Source organism: Streptomyces sp. NPDC051218, assembly GCF_044455475.1.
GTDB lineage: Bacteria > Actinomycetota > Actinomycetes > Streptomycetales > Streptomycetaceae > Streptomyces.
The window spans coordinates 731,880-756,380 of record NZ_JBITEU010000002.1 but is presented as its reverse complement, the minus strand read 5'-3'; the positions used below and the strand labels follow the sequence as shown (position 1 = coordinate 756,380).

The window sequence follows — 24,501 nt, the reverse complement described above, 5'->3', positions numbered from 1 at the left end:
CAGCGCAGGCATCCAAGCCACGGAGGTCCGATGCACGACGAGCACGCGAAGCCGAACCCTGACGAGTCCGCGACCCCTGACGAGTCCGCCGACGGCGCATCCCGCCGCGCCGTGCTCCGCACCGCCGGCCTCGCCGGAGCCGGGCTCGGTCTCGGCGCCCTCGCCGGCGGCACGGCCCACGCGGATGCCCCGCAGGGCGCGCCCGCAGCGCCCATGGCCGCGGACTCGGCCGCACAGGCGCCGCCCCGCAAGGGCAAGACCATGATCGGCGTACCGTTCGAGCGGCGTTCCACGGTGCGAGTCGGCATCGTCGGGCTCGGCAACCGCGGCGGCAGCATGATCGACCTGTTCCTCGCGGTCCCCGGGGTGAAGGTCGTCGCGCTCTGCGACCCGGTCAAGGACAAGACGGCCGCCGCGGCGAAGAAGGTCACCGATGCGGGCCAGCCCGCTCCGGCGACGTACACCAAGGGCGATCACGACTTCGAGAACCTGTGCAAGCGTGGGGACATCGACTTCGTGTACGTGGCGACGCCCTGGGACTGGCACTTCGAGATGGCCAAGTCCGCGATGCTGAACGGCAAGCACGTGGGTGTGGAGTGTCCCGTCTCCCTCCAGCTCGACCAGCTCTGGCAACTGGTCGACCTCTCCGAGCGGACCCGCAGACACTGCATGCAGTTGGAGAACTGCTGTTACGGCAAGAACGAGATGCGCGTCCTGCGCATGGCCCACGCGGGCAAGTTCGGCGATCTGCTGCACGGAGCGGGCGCCTACAACCACGATCTGCGCGGCCTCATGTTCGACCCGGACTACTACGAGGGACCCTGGCGGCGCCTGTGGCACACGCGGCTGCGCGGCGATCTCTACCCCAACCACGGCTTCGGTCCGGTCTCCAACTACATGGACATCAACCGCGGCGACCGCGTCACGCACATCTCCAGCTTCGGCACGCCCGCCCTCGGCCTCGCCGAGTACCGCAAGGCGCACATGCCGGCGGGCGACCCGAGCTGGAAGGAGACGTACATCGAGAGCGACCGCACGATCAGCCTCGTCCAGACGGCGAAGGGGCGGGTGATTCGCCTGGAGCACGACGTCAGCACCCCGCACCCCTACTCCCGGATCAACAGCCTCGGCGGCACGCGGGGCGTGTTCGAGGACTACCCCGAGCGCATCTACATCGAGCCGGACCACACGAACGACGAGTGGGGCGACTTCGACAAGTACGCGACCGAGTTCGACCACTGGCTGTGGAAGGAGCACGCCAACCCGCCGGGCGGGCACGGCGGCATGGACTACATCATGATCTTCCGTCTGATGCAGACCATGCAGCTCGGCCTCGTTCCTGACTTCGACGTCTACGACGCCGCCGTCTGGACGTCGCCCGTCCCCCTGAGCCATCTGTCGATCAAGGCGAAGGGCGCGCCGCAGGCGATCCCGGACTTCACTCGCGGGCTGTGGAAGAAGGCCCGTCCGGGAGTGGACTCTCAGAAGCCGCAGGCGTAAGGGACTTGGGCCCGGCAGTGCTCGCATCGGCACTGCCGGGCTCCTCCACCGGTTCGCCCTGTTCCGGAACGAAGGCGATCTCGCCGCCCAGGACCTTCTTCGCCCGCGCCGTGTCCAGTGCGCCCTCCCAGCGCGAGACCACGAAGACGGCGACGCAGTTGCCGAGCAGGTTCGTGGCGACGCGCATGGCGTCCATGATGCGGTCCACGCCGAGCAGCAGCGCGACCGCGCCGGCCGGGATGACCCCGAGCGCGGAGGCGGTCGCGGACAGCGCGAGGAACGCCGAACCGGGCACGCCCGCCATGCCCTTGCTGGTCAGCATCAGGACGAGGACGACCGTGATCTGCTGGCCCAGGCTCAGGTCCACGCCCACGGCCTGCGCGATGAACAACGTACCGACGGAGAGATAGATCGAGGCTCCGTCGAGGTTGAAGGAGTACCCCGTCGGCAGGACCAGGCCCACCGCGTCGTCGCGGCAGCCCGCCTGGCGCAGCTTCTGCATCATGCGCGGCATGACGGCTTCGCTGGAGGCCGTGCCGAGTGCGAGCAGCATCTCCTCGCGGGTGTAGCGGACGAACTTCCACAGGCTCAGTCCTGTCAGCGCCTTCAGGGCGACGCCGAGCAGGACGAGGAAGAGCAGAGCCACCGCGTAACAGACGCCGATGAGCTTGCCGTACGTCGACAGGGCGCCGAGACCGTACTCCCCCACCAGATGCGCGGTGGCGCCGAAGACGGCGAGCGGTGCCAGCTTCATGATGAAGCCGACGATCGCGAAGACGACCTCCTGGCCCTGCTCGATGGCGGGCAGTATCGCGGGGACCTTCGTGTTGCCCAGGTGCAGCAGGGCGGCGCCCACCAGGCAGGACAGGACGAGGACTTGGAGGAGCGAGTTCTCGGCGAAGGCCCCGATCGCGCTGTCGGGCAGCGAGTGCAGGATGAACTCGCTCGTCGAGGGAAGTTCACCGCCGCCGGTCTTCTCGTCGACGGCCGATGCGTCGAGTGTGGCGGGGTCGACGTTCATGCCGGTCCCGGGGCTGACGAGGTTTCCGGCGAGCAGACCGACGACGAGGGCGACCGTGGTGGCGACCTCGAACCAGATCAGGGCCTTGATCCCGATACGGCCGAAGGCCTTGAGGTCTCCGGCCTTGGTGATTCCTGCGACGACCACGCAGAAGACGAGCGGGGCGATCATCGCCTTGATGAGACGTACGAAGCCGTCGCCGAGCGGTTGGACGGCGGTGCCCGCGTCGGGCCACAGCCTCCCGACGAGGACTCCGAGCACCAACGCGCAGGCGACCTGCGCGAACAGTGAGGTTCGCAAGGTGCGTGCTACGCGTCGCGGCAGGGACGGTACGGACTGCGGCACGGGCACTCCTGTGGTGAGGCTCCAACTGGCTTCTGCCATACGGAAATTTGTTTCCGCGAGGCGCCACTATGGCGGAGTGCCCTCTTCCGGAAAAGACCTCCAGATCACATCGGCGTAAATCTTGGATCTTGCTCCAAGGGGTCAGGTCAGCAGGGGCTAGCCCTTGAGATGCGCCTTGTCGCCCATCAGCACCACCGGGTGCTCCTTCGGGTCGAGGTTCTCGAGGAGGTACTTCATGCCCTGCTTCGACAGGCTCACGCAGCCCGACGTACCGCTGCCGTGGTCCATGTGCAGCCAGATGCTGCCGCCCTTGGACTGTCCCTGGGGGCGGGTCGGGTCGTTGGGCGGGGTGCCCTTGGCGCGGTTGTAGTCGATCGCGACGACGTAGTCGAAGTCGTGCCAGTGCGTCTTGGGCCAGTAGTGCGGGGCCTGCATCGACGCGCTCTGCGTGTACGGGAGCTTCGCGCCGGGATCGGCGAGGACGCCGCCGGCGTCGGTGAGCGTGAAGACGCCGACCGGGCTGCGCTTGTCGTTCTCGCGGTGGTCGGTCGTCCAGCCCTTCTTGCCGTTGTGCGCGGCCCAGCTACGGGTCTTGTCCCAGGTCGAGCCGGACTTCTCGTACAGGACGACGGTCGACTTCGCCGAGTCCTCGCCCTCTCCGTAGACCGCGACGACCTGCCGGGAGTTCTTGGGGATCTTGTTCTGCAAGGGGTCACCCACATTGGGGATGCGCTTGAGGTCGGTCGTCGCCGGCGCATCGGCTCTCTTCTCCCGGCCCGCGCCCTCCTCGTTCTTCCCCCCGGCCTTGGGGCCGTGGCCCGAACTCCCGCAGGACGTCAACAGAACACCGCAGGCCGCGAGGGCGGCCGCCGTTCGCACCGCACCGGCTATACGCATCCGCCCATGGTCGCACCCGGCTCGCGGGAGCCGTCCCGTCGCCCGGCCGCCGTCGAAGAAGGGGCCGAATCTTTACTCCCCGACGGAAAATCGTTTGCTTCGCGCCACCGAGCGAGGCGAACCTTTCACGGCGAGTCACCGCCGCTCGACGTCAGCTTCTCCCCTTGTGGAGCCGCTTCCCCGCCCCGCCGCTTCCCCGCTTCCTCACCTCCCGTTCCACACCGTCCGTTCACGCCGGCACGCTCCGCCGAACCGACGGCCCCTCTCTTTCGACCCCGACCCCGACCCCAACCCTGGGACGTCACACCTCATGCAGATTCGCGATCTTCCGTTCACCGACCCGGGCATGCCGGATGCCCGCTCGGGCCCCCACTTCCTGCGCTGGCTCGGGCGGAACCAGCTCGACGGCCAGCTGAAGTCCCTCGCCTGGGGCATCCTGCACTTCGGCTCCATCGCGGTGCTCCCCTACCTCGTCGGCCTCGCCGTACAGGCCGTGGTCGACCGCTCCGGGGGACGGCTCGCCGTGGCGGGCGGGGTGATGGCCCTGTGCGGCATCGCCATCGCCCTGGGCGACACCATGCTGCACCGCACCGCGGTCACCAACTGGATCACCGCGGCCGCCCGCGTCCAGCAGCTGCTGGCCCGCAAGACCGCCCAGCTCGGCTCGGCGCTCACGCGGCGAGTCGCCGCCGGTGAGGTGGTGGCCGTATCCACCGGTGACGTCGAGAAGATCGGCTGGTTCGTGGAGGCGATCTCGCGGTTCACGGCGGCCGCCCTCACGGTCGTCTTCGTCTGCGTGGGCCTTGTCGTGTACCAGCCCGCTCTCGGTGTGGTCGTCGCGGTGGGTGTGCCGGTGCTGGCGCTCGCCGTGCTCCCGTTGCTGCCGCGCGCCACCCGGCGGGCCGACCATCAGCGGGAGAAGGCCGGGCGCGCGACCGAACTCGCCTCGGACACCGTGGCGGGGCTGCGGGTGCTGCGCGGCATCGGCGGCGAGGACCTCTTCCTCGACCGCTACCGCCGCGCCTCGCAGGAAGTGCGTACGGCCGCCGTGCGCAGCGCCCGGATGTGGGCGGCGATCTCGGCGGTTCAGGTGCTGCTGCCGGGGCTGCTCCTGATCGTGGTCGTCTGGCACGGCGTGAACCTGGCGCGCGAAGGCCGGATCACCATCGGTGAACTGGTCACCGTCTACAGCGCGGTCACGATGCTGACCTACCCCTTGCGGCACTTCGAGGAGATCGCGATGGCCTACAGCTTCTCGCGCCCCTCGGCCAAGCGTGCCGCGCGGGTGCTCTCGCTCCAGCGCACGACGCATGCCGGTGGCGAGCGGACGGCGAGCACCGAGTACGCGGGGGTCGGGCCGCATGCCGGCGCTCCGACGCCCACCGGTGATCTCCCGACGCCCACCGGTGATCTCTACGACCCGGCGACCGGGCTTCTCGCCCCCTCGGGCCGTCTCACCGCCGTCGTGTGCGGCGATCCGGACGAGGCGGGGCGGCTCGCCGAACGCCTCGGCGGGCACGCGGCGTTCGACGACGCGCAGGAGCTGCCGTCCGTGCTGCTCGGCGGGGTGCCGCTCGACGAGACGGCGCTGGCCACCGCCCGTACCGCCGTCCTCGTACAGGACAAGGACCCGGTGCTGCTCTCCGGCACGCTCCGCGGACTCCTCGACGTCCCGGCATCGGGAGCGGTGAGCGCCGACGAGGCCCTGGACGCCGCGCAGTGCGCCGACGTGCTGGACGCTCTGGCGCAGGGTTCGGTGAGCGAGGACCCGCTGGACGCCCACGTCACCGAGCGCGGACGTTCCCTGTCGGGCGGGCAGCGGCAACGGCTCGCGCTGGCCCGCTCGTTGATCACCGACCCCGAAGTCCTCGTACTCGACGAGCCGACGTCCGCCGTCGACTCGCACACCGAGGCGCGGGTCGCCGACGGCGTCAAGGGGCTGCGCAAGGGGCGTACGACGGTGGTCCTCACCTCGTCGCCGCTGCTCCTCGACCGGGCCGAGCGCGTGGTCTTCCTCCACGAGGGGGAGGTCGCGGCGGTGGGCGTGCACCGCGATCTCGTGCACAGCGAGCCGCGCTACCGGGCGGTCGTGACGCGTGAGACGGACGAGGAACAAGCCTCCGTGAACCTGACCGACATCAAGATCGACATCGAGGAGACGGCATGATCGGCCTGGCGCCACCGGAGTACGACCCGGCGGCCCCGACCACCGCGGACACCCTGCCCGTGGGCGCGCCCGCGACCGTAGGGGCGTACGTACGCGAACTGGTCAGGCGGCACCGCCGGGCCTTCGCCCTGCTCATCACGGTCAACACCTGTGCCGTGATCGCGTCGATGGCCGGGCCCTACCTCCTGGGCGATCTGGTCGAGAACGTCGCGGACAGCGCCCGTGACCTCCATCTGGGCCGCACTATCGGCCTCTTCACCGTCGCCCTGCTCGTGCAGGCCTGCTTCGTCCAGCAGGTGCGGCTGCGCGGCGCAATGCTCGGCGAGCGGATGCTGGCCGATCTGCGCGAGGACTTCCTCGTACGGTCGGTCGGGCTGCCGCCGGGCGTCCTGGAGCGGGCCGGGACGGGTGATCTCCTTTCGCGGATCACCACGGACGTCGACCGGCTCGCGAACGCGATGCGGGAGGCCGTGCCGCAGCTGGCGATCGGCGTGGTGTGGGCCGGGCTCCTGATCGGCGGTCTCGCCGTGACCGCGCCGCCGCTCGCGCCCGCCGTCCTCGCCGCGGTGCCGCTTCTGGTCGTCGGCTGCCGCTGGTACTTCAAGCGGGCGCCCTCCGCCTACCGTTCGGAGGCCGCGGGGTACGCCGCTGTCGCCGCGGCCCTCGCCGAGACCATCGACGCGGGGCGCACGGTGGAGGCGCACCGGCTCGGAAAACGCCGCGTGGAGCTGTCGGAGCGGCGCATCAAGGAATGGACGGCGTGGGAACGACACACTCTCTACCTGCGCTCCGTCCTCTTCCCGGTCATCACCTTCACCCACACCCTCGTGCTCTGCTCGGTCCTGATGATCGGCGGCGTGTTCGTCCTGCAGGGCTGGATCGGTGTCGGCCAGCTGGCCACGGGCGCACTCATCGCACAGATGCTCGTCGACCCACTGGGCATCATCCTTCGCTGGTACGACGAACTGCAGGTCGCCCAGGTCTCACTGGCCCGCCTGGTCGGCGTACGGGACATCGAACCGGACGCGGGCGACGGCTCCGTCGCTCCTGACGGACGCGACGTGCTCGCGGACGACGTGCATTTCAGCTACCGGCCGGGCGTCGACGTGCTCCGCGAGGTGTCACTCGCCGTCGAACCGGGCTCGCGCGTCGCCCTGGTCGGCCCGTCCGGCGCGGGCAAGTCCACGCTCGGCAGACTGCTCGCCGGGATCTACGCACCGCGCGACGGTCATGTGACGCTGGGCGGGGCGGAGCTGTCGGCCATGCCCGCGGAAGACGTCCGCTCCCACGTCGCGCTGGTCAACCAGGAGCACCACGTCTTCGTGGGCTCCCTGCGCGACAACCTCTTGCTCGCGAGGACCGGGGCGCGGGACGCCGAACTGTGGGCGGCGCTCGGCGCGGTCGACGCGGACACCTGGGCCCGGTCCCTGAGCGAGGGTCTTGACACCGAGGTGGGCTCGGGCGGTTTCGCCCTCACACCGGCACAGGCCCAGCAGGTCGCGCTGGCCCGCCTGGTCCTTGCCGACCCGCACACCCTGGTCCTCGACGAGGCGACCTCGCTCCTGGACCCGCGCGCGGCACGCCACTTGGAGCGTTCCCTCGCGCGCGTCCTGGACGGCCGCACCGTCGTCGCCATCGCCCACCGTCTGCACACCGCGCACGACGCGGATGTCATCGCGGTGGTCGAGAACGGCCGGATCAGCGAGCTGGGCAGCCATGACGAGCTGGTGGGGGCGGGCGGCGCGTACGCGGCGCTCTGGCGGTCCTGGCACGGGTAGCGGAGCCTCGGCCGGGACGGAGCGGCCTGGCACGGGTAAAGGAGGCTCGGCGGGACGGAGCGGTCCTTTCGCTCCGTCCCGCCGAAGACAGCCGGGCGGCTGGGCGGCCGGACGGCTGGGCGGCTGGGCGGCCGGACGGCCAGGCGGTCAACTGCCCCCGGAACCGGCGCTGTCGAGCACTTCACGCAGCCTGAGCGCGAACTCGTCCGGCTTGCCCGGATAGCCGGACTCACCGCCCGTGAAGCCGCCGTGGTGACTCGGGAACACCGTCGGCCGCTGGCCAAGGAGCGCGGCTGTCGCTTCCGAGGTACGCCAGGTGACCACGCCCTGCGACTCCTCCCCCACCGCGATGACGATCCGCGTCGATGCCGCGGCGAGCGCGCCGACGTCCAGCTGATACCCGCTGACCGCCCACGACCGGTCGGAGAGCAGCGGGTCATCGCGCGAGCCGTCGTTCTCCGTCGGCAGGCCGAACGCGGCAGGATCGGGCGCGGGCTCGGCGAAGTAGGCGTCGGTGTACTCGCCCTGCCATGACGTCATCGAGATGAAGGCCGCCATCCCGGCACCCCAGCCGCTCTTGTCGTACGCCCCCAGCACGCCAGCCCTTGCACGCTCGGCCGCCGGGGCATCAGGGAGCACAGTGAGCAGCGGCGGCTCGTGCGCGACCAGGGTGGAAACGTCGTCGGGGTAGGCCGCCACCAGTGCCAGCGCGACCACCGCGCCACCGCTGCTCCCGAACAGCTCGACAGGGCCGGCCCCCAGCGCCTGGATCAGCGCGTGCACGTCGCCGGCCTGAACCGTGGGGTCATGATCGGTCCTGCCGTCGCTGCGGCTGCTGCGGCCGAGGCCGCGCGGGTCGTAGGTGACCACGGTGCGGTCCGGGAAGCGGGCCGCCAGGGCTCCGAACTCGTCGGCGGTCATGGGGTGGCCGATCATGAGCAGCGGAGGGCGCCCGTCCGCCGGCGGCACCGGGCCGCGGACGTCGTAGGCGAGCTCGGCCTCACGGGTGGTGAGCATGTGCGTCGTCATGTTCGTGTAGACCCTGACCAGGGCCGGAAGTCATCGCCGGGGGATACCGGACGAGGGGCCGCTATCGCGGGTCGGTACCGGCCGAGGGTCCGCTGTCGCGGGTCGGTACCGGCCGAGGATCCGCCCACGCACGGCATCCCTCAGATGAAGTTCAGCGCCGCCGCGCCGCCCGCTCCCCCGAGCAGCATGAACGCCGGCATCAGCACCTTCAGCTCGACCCAGCTGCCCGCCCGGAACCGCATCAGCTTCGGCGGTCCAATGGGGTACCAGCGCTTGCGGCCGATGGGGATGGGCCACAGGATCGGGCAGCCGGAGACCGTGAGCGCGTCCCCGATGTCGTGCACCAGGGCGCCGAGCACCACCGGCAGACCCAGCCACAGATACTCCTGGCCGGGCGCGGTGAACAGCCAGTCCGCGCCGTTTCCGGGCTTGTCCAGGACCCCGGCGAGGATCCAGGCGCTCGTCGCGGCGAGCAGCCACACCAGCACATCGCTGCTCGACCCGCGCGCGGCCCGCCACAGCAGGCCTTCGATGGCGAGCACCACGTGGACGAAGAGCAGCGCGAGGACCGCCCAGCGCCCGCCGAAGATCGCGAGGGCGGAGGACCCGGCGCCGATGAGGACGGCCCACAGCCAGGTGTGCGTGAGGGTGCGGTGTCCGCCGGCCCTGCGCGGGTCGCCCTGCTTGCGGGTCGCCTTGTAGACGGCGGCCGAGAGCTTGTCGACGATCTCGCAGAGGCCCCGGGAGACGGGCCCGAAGGCCCGCGAGATGGTCGCCGACTTGTGGTCGAGGTCGGGTGCGAGCGCGGCCCCGGCGCAGATCAGGGCTCCGACGAGGAGGACGGGCCAGGGCATCGTGTGCCCGGCGGCCGCCGCGGCCGCTCCGACGCCGAGCCAGGCCGCAGCCCCCGACAGTGAGTGTGCCGGACCCATCATGGCTGTTCCCCGCCCCATTTCTGTTGTACTGACGCCCCGTTGGCCACACAGCGTAGCGTTCGTGATCTTCGTGGAGACCGCCGGTTCCCGGATCGGGACAGAAGGAAGGCAAGATGGGGGTGTGACCCTTATTGATCAGCTGCCGCCGGATGCCGACCCCGATGCCCTCTTCGAAGCCTTCTCCTCGTGGGCCGAGGAGACGGGGATCACTCTCTATCCGGCTCAGGAGGAAGCGCTGATCGAGGTGGTCTCCGGAGCCAACGTGATCTTGTCAACGCCGACCGGCTCCGGAAAGAGCCTGGTCGCGGCGGGTGCGCACTTCACGGCGCTGGCCCAGGACAAGGTCACCTTCTATACGGCTCCGATCAAGGCTCTGGTGTCGGAGAAGTTCTTCGACCTGTGCAAGCTCTTCGGCACCGAGAACGTCGGCATGCTCACCGGCGACGCGTCCGTGAACTCCGACGCCCCCGTCATCTGCTGCACGGCCGAGGTCCTCGCGTCCATCGCGCTGCGGGACGGCAAGAACGCCGACGTCGGCCAGGTCGTGATGGACGAGTTCCACTTCTACGCGGAGGGGGACCGCGGCTGGGCCTGGCAGATCCCGATCCTCGAACTGCCGCAGGCACAGTTCATCCTCATGTCCGCGACGCTCGGCGACGTGTCGATGTTCGAGAAGGACCTGACACGCCGCACGGGACGCCCCACCTCGGTCGTCCGCTCCGCGACCCGCCCCGTGCCCCTGTCGTACGAGTACCGCCTGACGCCCATCACGGAGACGCTCACCGAGCTCCTGGAGACCAAGCAGGCGCCGGTCTACATCGTCCACTTCACGCAGGCACAGGCCGTCGAGCGCGCGCAGTCGCTGATGAGCATCAACATGTGCACGCGCGAGGAGAAGGACAAGATCGCCGAGCTGATCGGCAACTTCCGCTTCACCACCAAGTTCGGCCGCAACCTCTCGCGGTACGTGCGCCACGGGATCGGCGTGCACCACGCGGGCATGCTGCCGAAGTACCGGCGGCTCGTCGAGAAGCTGGCGCAGGCCGGTCTGCTGAAGGTCATCTGCGGCACGGACACCCTCGGCGTCGGCGTGAACGTCCCGATCCGCACGGTCCTTTTCACCGCCCTCACCAAGTACGACGGCACGCGCGTACGGACCCTGCGCGCCCGGGAGTTCCACCAGATCGCGGGCCGCGCGGGACGTGCTGGCTTCGACACGGCGGGCCTCGTCGTGGCGCAGGCGCCCGAGCACGTCATCGAGAACGAGAAGGCGCTCAACAAGGCGGGCGACGACCCGAAGAAGCGCCGCAAGGTGGTGCGCAAGAAGGCCCCCGAGGGCTTCGTGGGATGGACCGAGTCCGGCTTCGAGAAGCTCATCGCCTCCGAGCCCGAGCCGCTGACCTCCCGCTTCCGCGTCACGCACACCATGCTCCTGGCGGTGATCGCCCGCCCGGGCAACGCCTTCGAGGCGATGCGTCACCTCCTTGAGGACAACCACGAGCCGCGCAAGCAGCAGCTGCGGCACATCCGCCGCGCCATCGCCATCTACCGTTCGCTGCTCGACGGCGGTGTGGTGGAGAAGCTCGACGAGCCGGACGCCTCGGGCCGCATCGTGCGTCTGACGGTCGACCTCCAGCAGAACTTCGCACTGAACCAGCCGCTGTCGACGTTCGCGCTGGCCGCCTTCGACCTGCTCGACCAGGAATCCCCCTCGTACGCCCTCGACATGGTGTCCGTCGTCGAGTCCACCCTGGACGACCCGCGCCAGATCCTCGCCGCCCAGCAGAACAAGGCACGCGGCGAGGCGGTGGCCCTGATGAAGGCGGACGGCGTCGAGTACGAGGACCGCATGGAGCGCCTCCAGGACGTCACGTACCCCAAGCCTCTGGAGGAGCTGCTCTTCCACGCGTACAACACCTACAAGACGAGCCACCCGTGGGTCGGCGACCACCCGCTCTCCCCCAAGTCCGTGATCCGCGACATGTACGAACGGGCGCTGACCTTCACGGAGTTCACGTCCTTCTACGAGCTCGCCCGCACCGAGGGCATCGTCCTTCGCTACCTCGCGAGCGCCTACAAGGCCTTTGAGCACACCATCCCGGACGACCTGAAGTCCGAGGACCTGGAAGACCTCATCGCCTGGCTCGGCGAGATGGTCCGCCAGGTCGACTCCAGCCTCCTCGACGAGTGGGAGCAGCTCGCCAATCCCGAGGTCATGACCGCGGAGGAGGCCCAGGAGAAGGCCGACCAGGTCAAGCCGGTCACGGCCAACGCCCGCGCCTTCCGCGTCCTGGTCCGCAACGCGCTCTTCCGCCGCGTCGAACTCGCCGCGCTCGACCACGTCGAGGAACTGGGCGAACTGGACGCCGACTCCGGCTGGGACGCGGACGCCTGGGGCGCGGCCATGGACAAGTACTGGGACGAGTACGAGGATCTCGGCACCGGCCCCGACGCGCGTGGCCCCAAGCTGCTGCTCATCGAGGAGGACGCGGACCACGGTCTGTGGCGCGTCCGGCAGACGTTCGCGGACCCGAACGGCGACCATGACTGGGGTATCAGCGCGGAGGTCGATCTCGCGGCTTCCGACGAGGAGGGGCGCGCCGTTGTGCGGGTCACGGACGTCGGTCAGCTCTGAGGGCTGACGGCTGACAATTGCTGCCAGCGGTCAGCTGCCAGTCGACCGCTGACCGCTGACCGCTGACCGCTGACCGCTGACCGCCCCGAGCTTCCCCCGGACAGGAGTCGAGGAACCTTCATGAACAACCCCGCCGACCGGCTTGTCGACGTGCTGGACCTGGAGCAGATCGAGGTCAACATCTTCCGTGGCCGCAGCCCGCAGGAGTCCCTGCAGCGGGTCTTCGGCGGGCAGGTCGCCGGGCAGGCCCTGGTGGCCGCGGGGCGCACCACCGAGGGCGAGCGCCCGGTGCACTCGCTGCACGCCTACTTCCTGCGGCCCGGCCGTCCCGGCGTGCCGATCGTGTACCAGGTCGAGCGAGTGCGGGACGGGCGTTCCTTCACCACGCGCCGGGTCACCGCGGTGCAGCAGGGCCGCACCATCTTCAACCTCACCGCGTCCTTCCATCAGCCCGAGGAAGGAGCGTTCGAGCACCAGCTGCCGCCGCGCATCACGGCTCCCGACCCCGAGACGCTGCCGACGGTCGCCCAGGAGATCACCGAGCATCTGGGCGAACTCCCCGAGCAGCTGGAGCGGATGGCCAGGCGCCAGCCCTTCGACATCCGCTACGTGGACCGGCTGCGCTGGACCACCGAGGAGATCAAGGACGCCGAGCCGCGCAGCGCGGTCTGGATGCGCGCGGTCGGCCCACTCGGCGACGATCCGCTCGTCCACACCTGCGCGCTGACGTATGCGAGCGACATGACGCTCCTGGACGCCGTCCGCATCCCGGTGGAACCGCTGTGGGGTCCGCGTGGCTTCGACATGGCTTCGCTGGACCACGCCATGTGGTTCCACCGCCCCTTCCGCGCGGACGAGTGGTTCCTTTACGACCAGGAGTCCCCGATCGCGACGGGCGGCCGCGGTCTCGCACGCGGCCGTATCTACGACATCAAGGGCAGGCTGCTGGTCTCCGTCGTGCAGGAAGGGCTCTTCCGGGCTTATGGGGAGCGGCACATGGACGGGAGGCCGCCGACGGGCGCGTGAGCGTCTCCCGCCGGCACGCCGATCAGCCCGGCGCGTCGGTCAGTCCAAGGCGTCGGCGAACGGGTCCCCCAAGACGCCCGCGAGACGGACGAGTCCGAGCCTGTCGCCGTCGCTGACCGCCGTGTAGACGGTGTACGACCACCCGCGGTCGGCGGCGTATCGCGACGCCCACTCCAGGAGTTCGCCGACATCGACGGTGTCGAGGACTTCGTACTCGTGCGCCGTCGCGGCGGGAACGTCCCAGAAATAGACGCGGTAACGGGCGTGGTCCAGTTCCCAGGTGGCGTCACGGGGATCGATGCCGCGGATCTTCATACGGATGAGCCTACGGCTTCCCGGACTGCCCGGTCGGCTGGCTTTCGCCCTCGGCGTCGATATGCGGAAGCAGCCGGTCCAGCCAACGAGGCGTCCACCAGGCGCTCTTGCCCAGGAGCGTCATGACCGCCGGCACCAGCAACAGCCGCACCACGGTGGCATCGATGAGCACGCTGGCCGCGAGACCGAGACCCAGCATCTTCACCACGATGTTGTCGCTGATGATGAATGCGGCGAAGACACTCACCATGATCAATGCGGCGCAAGTGATAACCCGCGCGGTGATCTCCAGGGCATGGGCGACGCTCGCCTTGGCATCGCGGGTGCGCAGCCATGCCTCGTGGACCCGGGACAGCAGGAAGATCTCATAGTCCATGCTCAGCCCGAAGACGATCGCGAACATCATCATCGGTACGTAGCTCTCGATTGGGACTTTCCCCGACACCCCGAGCGCAGGGCCACCCCAGCCCCACTGGAAGACGGCCACCACGACCCCGTACGAGGCAGCGATCGACAGGACGTTGAGCACCGCTGCCTTGACCGCGACAAGCAGGCCGCGGAACACGACGAGGATGACGAGGAAGGCCAGGGCGACGACCACCGCGATGATCAGCGGCAGCTTCTTGGAGACGATCTCCAGGAAGTCCGCCTGCGCGGCGGTCGTCCCCGTGACGTACGTGCTGGCCTTCGTCCCTGACACCGCCTGCGGGAGCACATCGTCGCTCAGGTGCTCGTGCAGCTCTGTGGTCCGCTCGTCCTGCGGAGCGGCCACGGAGTAGGCCGTGGAGATCAGGACGTCACCGTCCGACGTGGCCTTGAGCGGGGTGATCGCGGCCGCGTCGGGTACGTCGGTGAGGGCCTTTTGCGCCTGGCTCGCCAGCGCCGCCCTGTCCGACTGGGGCACGGCGCTCTGGTCGATGACGAGTGTCATCGGGCCGTTCGAGCCGGGTCCGAACGCGGAGGACATCAGGTCGAAGGCGCGCCGGTCGGTGAAGGACTTGGGATCCGCTCCGTCGCCGATGTGCCCCAGTTGGATGGAGAAGACCGGGACGGACAGAACCGCGAGCACGGCGGCGCCGCCGACGAGGAACCACCACGGCCGTCGCTCCACGCGCTGTGCGTAGCGATGCCAGCCGCCCTGGTCGGCGGCCCCCGGCTCGGTGCTCGTCTCGGCGATCGGGGTCCGCACCCGGAGTCTGTCGATCCGGCGCCCGATCAGTCCGAGGAGGGCGGGCACCAGGGTCAGCGCGCCGAGTACCGCCGTGATGACGGTGACCGCGGCGGCCAGGCCCAGTTTGCCGATGAACGAGATCCCGGAGACCCACAGCCCGGACAGGGCGATGATGACCGTGCATCCGGATACCAGGACCGCCCGGCCGCTGGTCGCCGTCGCATGCCCCGCTGCCGTGACCGTGTCTTGGCCGAGGAGGTTCTGACGGTGGCGGGTGACCAGGAAGAGGGCGTAGTCGATCCCGACACCGAGACCGATCATCGTGGCCAGCGTCGGCGAGACCGTGGCGAAGGTGAACACACCCGCGAGGAGGCCCAGGCAGGCGAGGCCGCAGAGCACGCTGATCAGTGCTGTCACCAGCGGCAGCAGCGCGGCGAGCACGCTGCCGAATCCGATCAGCAGGACCACGATCGCCACGCCGAACCCGATGGCCTCGCTCGTGCGGTCGTCCGCCTCGGGGCGGGCGAGCTCGCCCAGCGGGCCTCCGTACTCCACCTCCACACCGGCGCTGCGCAACGGCTGCACCGCCTTGTCGACACCGGTCAGGTAGTCGTCGCCGAGGGTGGAGGGCTGCACGTCGAAGCGGACGGTGATGTAGCCCGTCTTGCCGTCGGAGGACAGCGGGCCGAGGTTCGGCGTACCGGCGGGCTGCTGCTGCGCGGGCAGCGGGCTCTGCGCGGACAGCACGTGGGGCAGCTTCTGCAGGCTGCTGACGGCCGCGCTGACCTGGTCACTCTCGTCACTGAGAGGCTTGCCCGAGTCGTGCAGGACGACCTGGGCGCTGTAGCCACCGGCCGCGGGCTCGTGGGCCTGGAGAACGTCCAGGCCCGCCTGCGACTCGGTGCCGGGCAGGGAGAAGTCGTCGGAGTACTGACCGCCGTAGGCGTGATTCAGGACCTGCAGCCCGACCAGCGCGGCGAGCCACACCACGATGACGGTCACACAGTGGCGGGCGCACCACTGCCCGGTCCGCCGAAGCATGCCTGGCCGTGGCGGTGTGTCGTTCGGCCGGCGTGATGAAGCGCTCGCCGGTGGGTCACTCGGCCCGCGTGACACTGACATGCTTGCTCCCCAAGGCATAGGTCACTTCGGATTCAACGCAACGGCGACGCCCGCGGCACCTCGGGGGCGGGGAAACGGGTGACGGCCCCTCGTTCTCTGCCCCACCGTCCGTACGAGTGCTTGCACCCACGCTCAGGAGCGCGGTCCGCGAGATGTGTTCCAGGCAAAATGGCATGTGTGCCTCCGGTCGGCTCGGACTTCGGGACTCGGGACTGGGGGGACTGGGGAACTGCGGGACTTCGGGTGGTCTGAGGAAGGTTGGAGAGAGGTATGGGGGCGTTGAAGAGGGACGACGAGGACATGACCGGGGATCGTGACCGCCTGCTGGCCGAGGCCGTGCGACTCCGCGCGGACGGTCGCCGCGAGGAGGCCCGGGAGCAACTCCTCGCCCTGTGCGAGCAGTTCCCCCAGGACGCGGAGGTGGCGTACCAGACCGCGTGGGTGCACGACACGCTCGGCCTGGAGGCGGAGGCGGTGCCCCACTACGTCCGTGCGGTCTCGCAGCCGGGCCTTTGCCCTGATGACCGCCGGGGAGCGCTCCTGGGTCTGGGCAGCACCTACCGCGTCCTAGGCCGCTATCCGAAAGCCGTCACGACCTTGAGCGGCGCGGCGGCGGAATTCCCCGACGACGCCGCGCTCAAGACCTTCCTGGCCATGGCGCTCTACAACACCGGCCGGGCGCACGACGCGATGGAGATGCTCCTGACCCTGCTCGCCACCACGAGCCAGGACCCGGACATCGCCGGCTACCGTCCCGCGATCGAGCACTACGCCAAGGACCTCGACGCGACCACGTAGCGACGCGCCCCGCGGCCGGCTCTGCCCTCGTGCCTGTCCGGCTACGCTCCCCTGCGACGCATCCACTTCAGCAGGCCTCGCGGCTCCGGCGGCCGTCCTCCCTTCCCTTCGTCGGGCTGTGCCGCCCGTGGTGCTTCGTGATGCGGCGCGGGGCGTGGGCTCGCCCCGGCATCGAGCTCTGCCCGAGAAGTGGGGATGGTGCCGGGCGCCGGATGGGGCGCAGGCTTCGGTGCGGGCCGTGGCGCCGGCCGTTCTCCCCTGGCCTGGGAGAGACCGATGGTGAGGTTGGCCCGCAGCCACCGGATCTCGTCCGGGTCGTCCGCGGTCGTGATCTTCTCGATGATCCGTCCCGCCGGTGACTCCGGTGCGCCCTGGCCGAAGGACTGGGGCATGAGCCTTCGCACGTAGGCGCGTTCGTACGGATCCCTGATGATTTCCGCGATCTGGACCGGGTCGAGCAGTGAGGCCACGGCCGCGGCGCGCTCCCAAGGGTCGTTGGACTGACGCAACAGTGCTCCCGCGTGGCGGCCCCGCCAGTTCCGTGCCCGCAGGTCCACGCCCGCATCCAGCTGGGCGCGGATCGTGCCGGGGGCGCGACCCGTCAGCAGACTTGCGTTGACCTCGGACTCGGCGAAGTGCTTCAGCTCTTCCGCCAGATACAGCCACACCACCGCTCGATAGCGGTTCAGATAAAATTTCACCGGCGTGACGAAGCCTGCGCGTGTGAGCCGTGTGAACCGGGCCGTGGAGATGTTCATGAGAGCGGCGCCCTCCGTGGTCCCCACGGCTCTGATGCGCTCCATCCACGCCTCGGGGAAACCCTCCCCGGCACGGACGCGCTCGATCTCCTCGCGTGTGACGCGGCGCCGTCCGCCGATCGCGTCGCTGACGGTGTGGATGCGTCCCAGCATCACGGCGAGCTCGAACTCGCCGCGTTTCAGCCCCAGTTCCCGTGCCGCTCGGCTCTGCGTGACCGGCGCCCGCTCTGCCGTGTCGGCGGTTTCCTGCGTGATCGTCTGACCTGTCATGGTGGTTCTCCCCCGTGAGGCGTCTTTGCTCTCGGGAAAACCGTAGCGCGATCAGCACAACCCGCGTCGGGCCTGTGGATAACTCTCGTCACGTCGCCGTTTCAGCTGGTCAGAGGTCTACGACCGGTGTCCGTTCCGGCTGCCGGGCGCCTACTCCGAGGTGCTCGCCGACGCGATTGACGAGGAGCGTCATCTCGTACGCGACCTGACCGATGTCCGCCTCCGCGGAGCTGAGGACGCACAGGCAGCTGCCGTCGCCGGCCGCGGTGACGAACAGCACGGCGTCGTCGAACTCGATCATCGTCTGGCGCACGCTGCCCGCACGGAAGTGCCTCCCCGAGCCCTTGGCCAAGCTGTGCAGACCCGACGAGACCGCGGCCAGGTGTTCCGCGTCCTCGCGCTTCAACTCCGAACTCGCGCCGGTCACCAGGCCGTCGTTGGACAGCACCAGGGCGTGCCGTACGGACTCCATGCGCTTGGTCAAGTCGTCGAGCAGCCAACCGAGGCCCGTGTTCTGCACCATGTTCCCGTCTCCCCGCTTTCTGTTCCCCCTGGCTGAAGGAACTGACCTGCCAGCCTTCCCCACCATCGGCCGCCCGGCAAGCATGATGAGGACATGGCACAGAAGATGACCGAGGACCAGTGGCGGGCTTTCATCTCGCAGGGCACCCGTACCGGCAAGCTGTCGACCGTCCGGGCGGACGGCAGCCCACATATCGCACCGATCTGGTTCCTGTTGGACGGGGAGGAGTTGGTGTTCAACACCGGCGCAGAGACCGTCAAGGGGCGGAATCTGGCGCGGGACGGGCGCGTCGCCCTTTGTGTGGACGACGACAGGCCTCCGTTCGCGTTCGTGGTGATTCAAGGCCAGGCACGCTTGATCGACGACCTCGACAAGGTGCGGCACTGGGCCGGCCGGCTCGGCGCGCGCTACATGGGCGAGAGTCGCGCCGAGGAGTTCGGCGAGCGCAATGGCGTGCCCGGCGAGCTGCTCGTACGCGTCAAGATCGACAAGGTGGTCGCTCACGGCGGCGTCGCCGACTGACGACGCCTCACCCACCTTGCCGTGCTCACCCTTCGGGCGTGCTCAGCCCGACGGCTGTACTCACCCAGCGGCCGTGGTCAGCCCACCGTGTCGAGCAGCCGGGCGGTATGCATCCGCCCGGCGTACTCGACCAGGCGTATCAGCACCTCCTTTCCCGAATCGCGGTCCCGTGCGTCGCACAGCACCACGGGGGTGCCGCGGTCGAGGTCCAGGGCCCGTGACACTTCATGTGCGCCGTACGTACGCGCGGTCGCGAAGCAGTTGACTGCCACCACGAACGGGATGTGCCGGTGCTCGAAGTAGTCGACGGCGGGGAAGCAGTCCTCGAGCCGTCGGGTGTCCGCGAGGACGACGGCTCCGAGCGCGCCCTGGGACAACTCGTCCCACAGGAACCAGAAACGGTCCTGCCCTGGCGTACCGAAGAGATACAGCGACAGGCCCGACCTGATGGTGATGCGGCCGAAGTCCATGGCGACGGTCGTCGTGGTCTTGCGGTCGACTCCGCCGGTGTCGTCCACCGACTGGCCCACCTCGCTGAGGAGTTCCTCGGTGCGCAGCGGGCGGATCTCGCTGACCGCGCCGACCAGGGTGGTCTTGCCCACCCCGAAGCCGCCCGCGACCAGAATCTTCAACGCCATGGCGGTCGTGTCGCCGCCGTCGGCGTCAGAGCGCTCGGAGCCCATCGATCACCTCTCGCAGGATCTTCTCGTCGGGTAGCTGCGCGGGGGGCACAGGTCGGTTCACCTTCACGCAGCCCATTTCCAGCAGGTCGCCGAGCAGCACCCTGACCACCCCCACGGGCAGGTCGGCGTCGGCCGCCAGCTCGGCAACCGTCTGGGTCTCCGTGCGGCACAGTTCGATGAGCGACCGGTGTTCCGGGCCGAGCGCGGTGTCGTCCCCGGGGCCCGGTGCGCTCTGGTCCAGAGTGACGAGTGCGATCAGATCGAAACGCACTCCACTGGGGCCGGGCCGGGTCCGCCCGCCCGTCATCGCGTAGGGACGGACCAGTGGTCCGGCCTCGTTGTCGTACCACTGGCTGCCCGCGTCGCGCGGGTCGCCGCTTCTGTTCTCGGTCATCTGCGTAGACCGCCCTGTGTCATCCGACAGCGGGTGGCTGCGCCGCGAAACGCGGGGGCGTGTACAGGTGCTCGCCGACGCGTTTGACCAGACGCGCCATCTCGTAGGCGACCAAACCGATGTCTGCGGTCACGGCACTGAGCACGGCGAGACAGGAGCCGTCACCCGCCGCCGCCACGAACAGGAAGCCGTCGTCCATCTCGACCATGGTCTGGCGCACTCCCCCGGCCCCGAAATGCCGGCCCGCGCCTTTGGCGAGGCTGTGGAACCCGGAGGCGACAGCGGCGAGATGTTCGGCATCCTCTCGGGTGAGGCCGGTCGAGGCCCCTACGGCGAGTCCGTCGTTGGAGAGCACCACGGCATGCCGCACCTCACCGACACGCGATACCAAGTCGTCGAGCAGCCAGTCGAGTTCGCCGGCCCTGCCTGCGGTGATGCTCTGATCCTGGATCATGCGTGATCTCCTTCGGTGCTGTCACTGGCCGGGGCGGACCCTGGGATGTCGGGGACCGCGCCGACGATGCCCGGCCTGCGTCCGCCGCCGCGGGCCCAGCCGTCGCGGTAGGCGGACATGCGGTCCCGTACGTCTTCGGGGCTGCGTTCGGTGTCTTCGTGGACGCTCACGGATGTGGTCGCGTCGTCGCGGGGTCGCTCACGCAGCTGGGGGGCGAGGCTGGCCTGGCGCACGCGGCGCGGGAGGTCGTCCGAAGATTCCGGGGCGTGGTCGGGTTCCGCGTCCGGGGGCTTGTGCAGGCGCAGAGCCGTGACGCCTGGGGGTGGCGTCGCCGGGGTCTCCGTAGTGGCGGCCAGTGCGGGGCGGGCGGCCGGGGCGGGTACGGGGTTGCCGTTCATCGGTGCGGCATCGGGCACGCGCGCGTGTCCGTTCTGTTCGCGGTCGCGTTCCATGGTGTGTGCTCCGGTGCTCTCCGGCGTGGTGCTCTGCAGCAGTGCGGTGGGCAGGAGGACGACCGCGGTGGTGCCGCCGTAGGGGGACGTGCTGAGGTGCACTTTGATCCCGTGTCGCGCGGCGAGCCTGCTGACGACGAAGAGCCCCAGTTGGTCGCTGTCGAACAGATCGAGTGCTTCGGACTGCTCGATGCGGTGGTTGGCCTCGGCCAGGGTCTCTTCGCCCATGCCGAGGCCACGGTCCTCGATCTCCAGGGCGTAACCGTTGCCGACCGGTTCGCCGTTGACCCGCACCTTGGTGTGGGGCGGTGAGAACTGGGCGGCGTTCTCGACGAGTTCGGCCAGGAGGTGGGTGAGGTCGGCGACGGCCGTGCCGACGACCGCGGCGGCGGGGAGTTGTCGTACCTCCACGCGCGCGTAGTCCTCGACTTCGGATACGGCCGCGCGGACGACGTTCGTCAGCGAGACCGGCAGGCGCCAGGCGCGCCCGGGGGCGGCTCCGGAGAGGATGATCAGGCTCTCGGCGTGCCGCCTCATCCGGGTGGTGAGGTGGTCGAGGCGGAAGAGGTCGCTGAGCTCGTTCGGGTCGTCCGACCTGCGTTCCATGCTGTCGAGGAGGCTGAGCTGGCGGTGGACGAGTACCTGGCTCCTGCGGGCGAGGTTGACGAACACGCCCGAGATGCCGCTGGCGAGTTCGGCACGCTCGATGGCGGCACGCAGGGCCGCCCGGTGCACCGTGCCGAGCGCCTCGTTGACCTGCCCCGTCTCGTCCTCCGCGGGCGGGCCGGGCGGCGCTTCGGCGTGAATGTCGATTTCCTCACCGGCGCGCAACCGCCGCATGGCGTGCGGGACTTTGTGCCGTGCGATCTCCAGGGCGCCGTTACGCAGGCTCACCAGCTCGACGACCAGGCCTCGCCCGATGCGTACGGAGATGACCAGTGAGGCGGCGACGGCCAGGAGCCCGAGCAGCACGGCGGCGCCTGCCGGGGTGAGCAATCCGCGCGTGAACGGGTCGGCGCGGCCGGCGGCGCTGCGGCTCGCGCCCTCGTCGATCGCGCGCAGTTCGTCCCGTACGGCCGCATGGGCGCTGTCCCACTTGGCGGCGGACGACGCGTCGGCGGCTTTGCGTCCCGGTGGCGCGACGAGCACCTTGTCCTCGACGACGCGCACGTCGGCGTACGCGCTCCCCTCCACGAGGTCCTGCCAGGCTGCTCGTTCGGGTCCGCGCAGATCCGCCACCGCCGCGTCGGTCAGGGTGCGCCGGGTGTCGACGGCTCCGGTGAACTGCCGCAGCCGCTCGCCTTCCAGGGTGCCCTCCAGCCGTGCGCTGGACAGGACCACGTCCTCACGTGCCAGCATCTCGGCGGCCCGGGAGAATTCGAGCAGCACGCGCGCGTCGGAGCCGAGTTCGGCGTCATGGATGCCGGTGAGCGCGCCACCGACTCCGAAGGCGGCCGAGATGGTCTTGGTGTACTGGCCGTAGACCGCGTCCCAGCCGGTGCGCCGGTCGAGGACGTCGGTACGCACCGTGCTCAGATCCTCGGCAGCGGATACGAACGTCTCAAGCCTGGACGCCACACCGGTGGGCAGTCCGGCGCCGTCGGCGACCGTTCCGCCTTCTCCGCGGCGCAGCTTCGCCACCGCGCGGTCCGTGCGTTCCGCCTGCCTCTCGAGTGCGCCGCCGCGGTCAGCCGCGGGCTCGGTCGCGTAGCGCACGGCGGCCAGGCGCTCGGCCTGCAGTGCGGCGATGGCCGCTTCGACGGGGTCGCGCACCTGTGTGTCGACGCGCTGCAACTGCCGCAGGCTCGCCACGTCCTGGGCCGTGGTGACGGTGGCGTATCCCCACAGCCCGAGCAGGGAGACCACCGGCACCATGAGCAGGCACACGATCTTGGCCCGTACGGTGCGAGGGCGCGGCCACCACGAGCGCTCGCGCGCCGCGGGGTTCGTGAGCGGCCCTGGCTCCAAGGAGGCTTCAGCGGCGGGCCGTTCGTCGGCGGGCGGTCCCGCGTGTGCGCGTCGACCGCGCGCCGGGGCCCCGGGCTTCGGCGGCACTGTGCCGTCGGCCGGGTCGGGGGTCCTACGGGGTGTACGCATGGCCTCCTCGCTCGGGGAGATTTCTGGGGTGTCCGCCCGGCCGTGACCGGTCCGGCCGTGCCGCTACCGGGCGGCGCCCTCCACTGGTCGTTGGGCCGCCACGGAGGCCTCGCGCTCTCCCGAGGTCGGCGAGAGCGCGACAAAAGCCGCGGTCAGGAAGAGGTAGGAACCGAGGCCGACCGCGAGGGGGAAGATGAACTGCATGGTCGTCGCCCCGGGCAGCGCCGCACCCGACTCGGTGACCCGTACGCTCACGGCCAGCATTCCGGTGTAGTGCATGCTGCTCACCGCCCCGCCCATGACCAGTGATGCGACGGCGACCGCGAGAGGCGACTTGATGTTGAGCGCCGCCCACAGGGCCGCGGTCGCCGCTACGACGGCGATGACCACGGAGAGGCCGACGAGGACGGGGTCGTACCGAACGTTGCCGTGCAGTCGCAGTGCGGCCATGCCCAGGTAATGCATGCTCGCGACGCCGAGACCGGTCGTGAGCCCGCCGAGCGCCAGCGCACGCCCGCGGTCACGGCCGTATCCGACGGCGAAGACGCCGGCTCCGACGACGGCCATCGCGACGACGAGGCTCAAGATCGTCAGTGGCACGTTGTAGTGGATCTCGGTGCCGGTGACGCCGAAGCCGAGCATCGCCACGAAGTGCATCGTCCAGATACCCGTGCCGATGGCCGAGGCCGCGGTGATGAGCCAGTTACGGCGTGAGGTGCCCGTGGCGCCGAGCGCTCGGACGGTGCAGCGCAGCCCGAGGGCGGCGCCGATACAGGCCATCGCGTACGACAGCACGGGGGTCAGCCAGCCGAAGGTGGCGTGGTCCAGGTGTCCCATGGCTCCGGGACGCTAGTCCGGACAGGGGCGCACAACGGGGGCGCAGTTCGAAAGGTGTTGGAATATGACAGAGAGACGGTCCAGAACGATCGCGTCACGCTCGAACGTGTGCCCCCAGCGCGCAGCCGAGTCGTTGCGTAATCATGTCCACATGAGCGATGACCAGACGCGCGTCCGTGACTTCTTCTCCGCCCGAGCTGCCAACTGGGACAGCCGGTTCCCCGACGACGGCCCCGCCTATCGGGACGCCGCGTTCGAGCTCCGCCTGCGCCACGGTCACCGCGTTCTCGACGCCGGGTGCGGCACCGGACGTGCGCTGCCCGCCCTCAGGGAGGCCGTGGGGCCCTCCGGGGTCGTCGTCGGGATCGACCTGACTCCCGCCATGCTGGAAGCCGCCACACGGGCGGGCAGAGACCGCGAAGGGCAGCTTCTGCTCGGGGACGTGACCCGTCTCCCGCTGCGCGACGCATCACTCGACGCCGTGTTCGGCGCGGGGCTGGTCTCTCATCTGCCCGATCCGGCGGCGAACCTGCGGGAGTTGAGTCGCGTCGTGCGCCCCGGAGGCATTCTCGCCCTCTTCCACCCCATCGGACGAGCGGCGCTCGCGGCGCGCCAGGGCCGCAGGCTCACCCCGGACGATCTGCGGGCCGAGGCGAACCTCCGCCCCCTGCTCGCCCACGCGGGCTGGCAGTTGACGTCGTACATCGACGAGGATGCGCGTTTCCTGGCGCTTGCCGTACGGGAGGACTAACCCTCGGGGTCGGCCACTCTC

General features: G+C 69.9%; 21 protein-coding genes. 8 read left to right on the top strand and 13 right to left on the bottom strand.

Features of this window, described 5'->3' with window-relative positions; genetic code table 11:
- The first annotated feature begins 30 nt into the window (after window positions 1-30).
- Window positions 31-1,500, top strand: a complete 1,470-nt coding sequence (locus ACIBCK_RS09820; RefSeq protein WP_399388440.1) for a Gfo/Idh/MocA family protein — start codon at window positions 31-33, stop codon at window positions 1,498-1,500.
- Here ACIBCK_RS09820 and ACIBCK_RS09815 read toward each other — a convergent pair.
- A complete protein-coding gene (locus tag ACIBCK_RS09815) occupies window positions 1,439-2,905 on the bottom strand; it encodes a cation:dicarboxylate symporter family transporter (RefSeq protein WP_399388438.1) in 1,467 nt (488 codons plus the stop codon). The two genes, ACIBCK_RS09820 and ACIBCK_RS09815, sit on opposite strands and share 62 nt — an antisense overlap.
- A gap of 117 nt (window positions 2,906-3,022) precedes the next feature.
- Window positions 3,023-3,763, bottom strand: coding sequence for a L,D-transpeptidase family protein (locus ACIBCK_RS09810; protein ID WP_399388436.1), 741 nt, complete (start codon window positions 3,761-3,763; stop codon window positions 3,023-3,025).
- A gap of 310 nt (window positions 3,764-4,073) precedes the next feature.
- Here ACIBCK_RS09810 and ACIBCK_RS09805 point away from each other — a divergent pair, with 310 nt between their 5' ends.
- The gene (locus ACIBCK_RS09805; RefSeq protein WP_399388434.1) at window positions 4,074-5,930 is read left to right on the top strand and encodes an ABC transporter transmembrane domain-containing protein; all 1,857 of its coding nucleotides are present in this window, start codon (window positions 4,074-4,076) and stop codon (window positions 5,928-5,930) included.
- Window positions 5,927-7,708 carry an ABC transporter ATP-binding protein gene (locus tag ACIBCK_RS09800; protein WP_399388432.1) on the top strand — a complete coding sequence of 594 codons (1,782 nt, stop codon included), beginning with the start codon at window positions 5,927-5,929 and terminating at the stop codon, window positions 7,706-7,708. Before ACIBCK_RS09805 ends, ACIBCK_RS09800 begins: the two co-directional genes overlap by 4 nt.
- Window positions 7,709-7,855: 147 nt before the next feature.
- Here the strand turns inward: ACIBCK_RS09800 and ACIBCK_RS09795 are convergent, their stop codons facing one another.
- Complete coding sequence (locus tag ACIBCK_RS09795) at window positions 7,856-8,737, bottom strand: alpha/beta fold hydrolase (RefSeq protein ID WP_399388430.1); 882 nt, start codon at window positions 8,735-8,737, stop codon at window positions 7,856-7,858.
- 140 nt (window positions 8,738-8,877) lie between these two features.
- Window positions 8,878-9,672: a metal-dependent hydrolase gene (locus tag ACIBCK_RS09790; RefSeq protein ID WP_367038809.1), complete on the bottom strand. Its 795-nt coding sequence runs from the start codon at window positions 9,670-9,672 to the stop codon at window positions 8,878-8,880.
- Here ACIBCK_RS09790 and ACIBCK_RS09785 point away from each other — a divergent pair.
- Window positions 9,671-12,307 (top strand): DEAD/DEAH box helicase, encoded by a 2,637-nt coding sequence (locus ACIBCK_RS09785; RefSeq protein ID WP_399388428.1) that lies wholly within the window; start codon window positions 9,671-9,673, stop codon window positions 12,305-12,307. The two genes, ACIBCK_RS09790 and ACIBCK_RS09785, sit on opposite strands and share 2 nt — an antisense overlap.
- A gap of 120 nt (window positions 12,308-12,427) precedes the next feature.
- Entirely contained in the window at window positions 12,428-13,333 is a 906-nt protein-coding gene (locus ACIBCK_RS09780) for an acyl-CoA thioesterase (protein ID WP_399388426.1), read from the top strand.
- A 39-nt stretch (window positions 13,334-13,372) separates the two neighbouring features.
- Here the strand turns inward: ACIBCK_RS09780 and ACIBCK_RS09775 are convergent, their stop codons facing one another.
- Both ACIBCK_RS09775 and ACIBCK_RS09770 read right to left on the bottom strand, forming a co-directional pair.
- Window positions 13,373-13,648 carry a hypothetical protein gene (locus tag ACIBCK_RS09775; RefSeq protein ID WP_399388424.1) on the bottom strand — a complete coding sequence of 92 codons (276 nt, stop codon included), beginning with the start codon at window positions 13,646-13,648 and terminating at the stop codon, window positions 13,373-13,375.
- 10 nt (window positions 13,649-13,658) lie between these two features.
- Window positions 13,659-15,860, bottom strand: coding sequence for an MMPL family transporter (locus tag ACIBCK_RS09770; RefSeq protein WP_399388422.1), 2,202 nt, complete (start codon window positions 15,858-15,860; stop codon window positions 13,659-13,661).
- Between the two features lie 351 nt (window positions 15,861-16,211).
- Here ACIBCK_RS09770 and ACIBCK_RS09765 point away from each other — a divergent pair, with 351 nt between their 5' ends.
- The gene (locus ACIBCK_RS09765) at window positions 16,212-16,739 is read left to right on the top strand and encodes a tetratricopeptide repeat protein (protein ID WP_399388420.1); all 528 of its coding nucleotides are present in this window, start codon (window positions 16,212-16,214) and stop codon (window positions 16,737-16,739) included.
- 41 nt (window positions 16,740-16,780) lie between these two features.
- On the opposite strand, the gene ACIBCK_RS09760 is transcribed toward ACIBCK_RS09765, so the two are convergent.
- Both ACIBCK_RS09760 and ACIBCK_RS09755 read right to left on the bottom strand, forming a co-directional pair.
- Window positions 16,781-17,767: a DUF6397 family protein gene (locus tag ACIBCK_RS09760; RefSeq protein ID WP_399388419.1), complete on the bottom strand. Its 987-nt coding sequence runs from the start codon at window positions 17,765-17,767 to the stop codon at window positions 16,781-16,783.
- A gap of 109 nt (window positions 17,768-17,876) precedes the next feature.
- Window positions 17,877-18,290, bottom strand: a complete 414-nt coding sequence (locus ACIBCK_RS09755) for a roadblock/LC7 domain-containing protein (protein ID WP_399388417.1) — start codon at window positions 18,288-18,290, stop codon at window positions 17,877-17,879.
- 93 nt (window positions 18,291-18,383) lie between these two features.
- Here ACIBCK_RS09755 and ACIBCK_RS09750 point away from each other — a divergent pair, with 93 nt between their 5' ends.
- Complete coding sequence (locus ACIBCK_RS09750; protein WP_399388416.1) at window positions 18,384-18,812, top strand: PPOX class F420-dependent oxidoreductase; 429 nt, start codon at window positions 18,384-18,386, stop codon at window positions 18,810-18,812.
- Window positions 18,813-18,889: 77 nt separating this feature from the next.
- On the opposite strand, the gene ACIBCK_RS09745 is transcribed toward ACIBCK_RS09750, so the two are convergent.
- The 5 genes from ACIBCK_RS09745 to ACIBCK_RS09725 form a co-directional block, all read right to left on the bottom strand.
- Entirely contained in the window at window positions 18,890-19,495 is a 606-nt protein-coding gene (locus ACIBCK_RS09745) for an ATP/GTP-binding protein (protein ID WP_367038817.1), read from the bottom strand.
- Entirely contained in the window at window positions 19,476-19,889 is a 414-nt protein-coding gene (locus tag ACIBCK_RS09740) for a DUF742 domain-containing protein (protein WP_399388414.1), read from the bottom strand. Before ACIBCK_RS09740 ends, ACIBCK_RS09745 begins: the two co-directional genes overlap by 20 nt.
- Window positions 19,890-19,908: 19 nt before the next feature.
- The gene (locus tag ACIBCK_RS09735; protein WP_399388412.1) at window positions 19,909-20,343 is read right to left on the bottom strand and encodes a roadblock/LC7 domain-containing protein; all 435 of its coding nucleotides are present in this window, start codon (window positions 20,341-20,343) and stop codon (window positions 19,909-19,911) included.
- Window positions 20,340-22,892, bottom strand: coding sequence for a nitrate- and nitrite sensing domain-containing protein (locus tag ACIBCK_RS09730; protein ID WP_399388410.1), 2,553 nt, complete (start codon window positions 22,890-22,892; stop codon window positions 20,340-20,342). Before ACIBCK_RS09730 ends, ACIBCK_RS09735 begins: the two co-directional genes overlap by 4 nt.
- A gap of 63 nt (window positions 22,893-22,955) precedes the next feature.
- Entirely contained in the window at window positions 22,956-23,729 is a 774-nt protein-coding gene (locus tag ACIBCK_RS09725) for an MHYT domain-containing protein (protein ID WP_399388408.1), read from the bottom strand.
- A gap of 151 nt (window positions 23,730-23,880) precedes the next feature.
- Here ACIBCK_RS09725 and ACIBCK_RS09720 point away from each other — a divergent pair, with 151 nt between their 5' ends.
- Window positions 23,881-24,480: a class I SAM-dependent methyltransferase gene (locus ACIBCK_RS09720; RefSeq protein ID WP_399388406.1), complete on the top strand. Its 600-nt coding sequence runs from the start codon at window positions 23,881-23,883 to the stop codon at window positions 24,478-24,480.
- Window positions 24,481-24,501 lie beyond the last annotated feature (21 nt).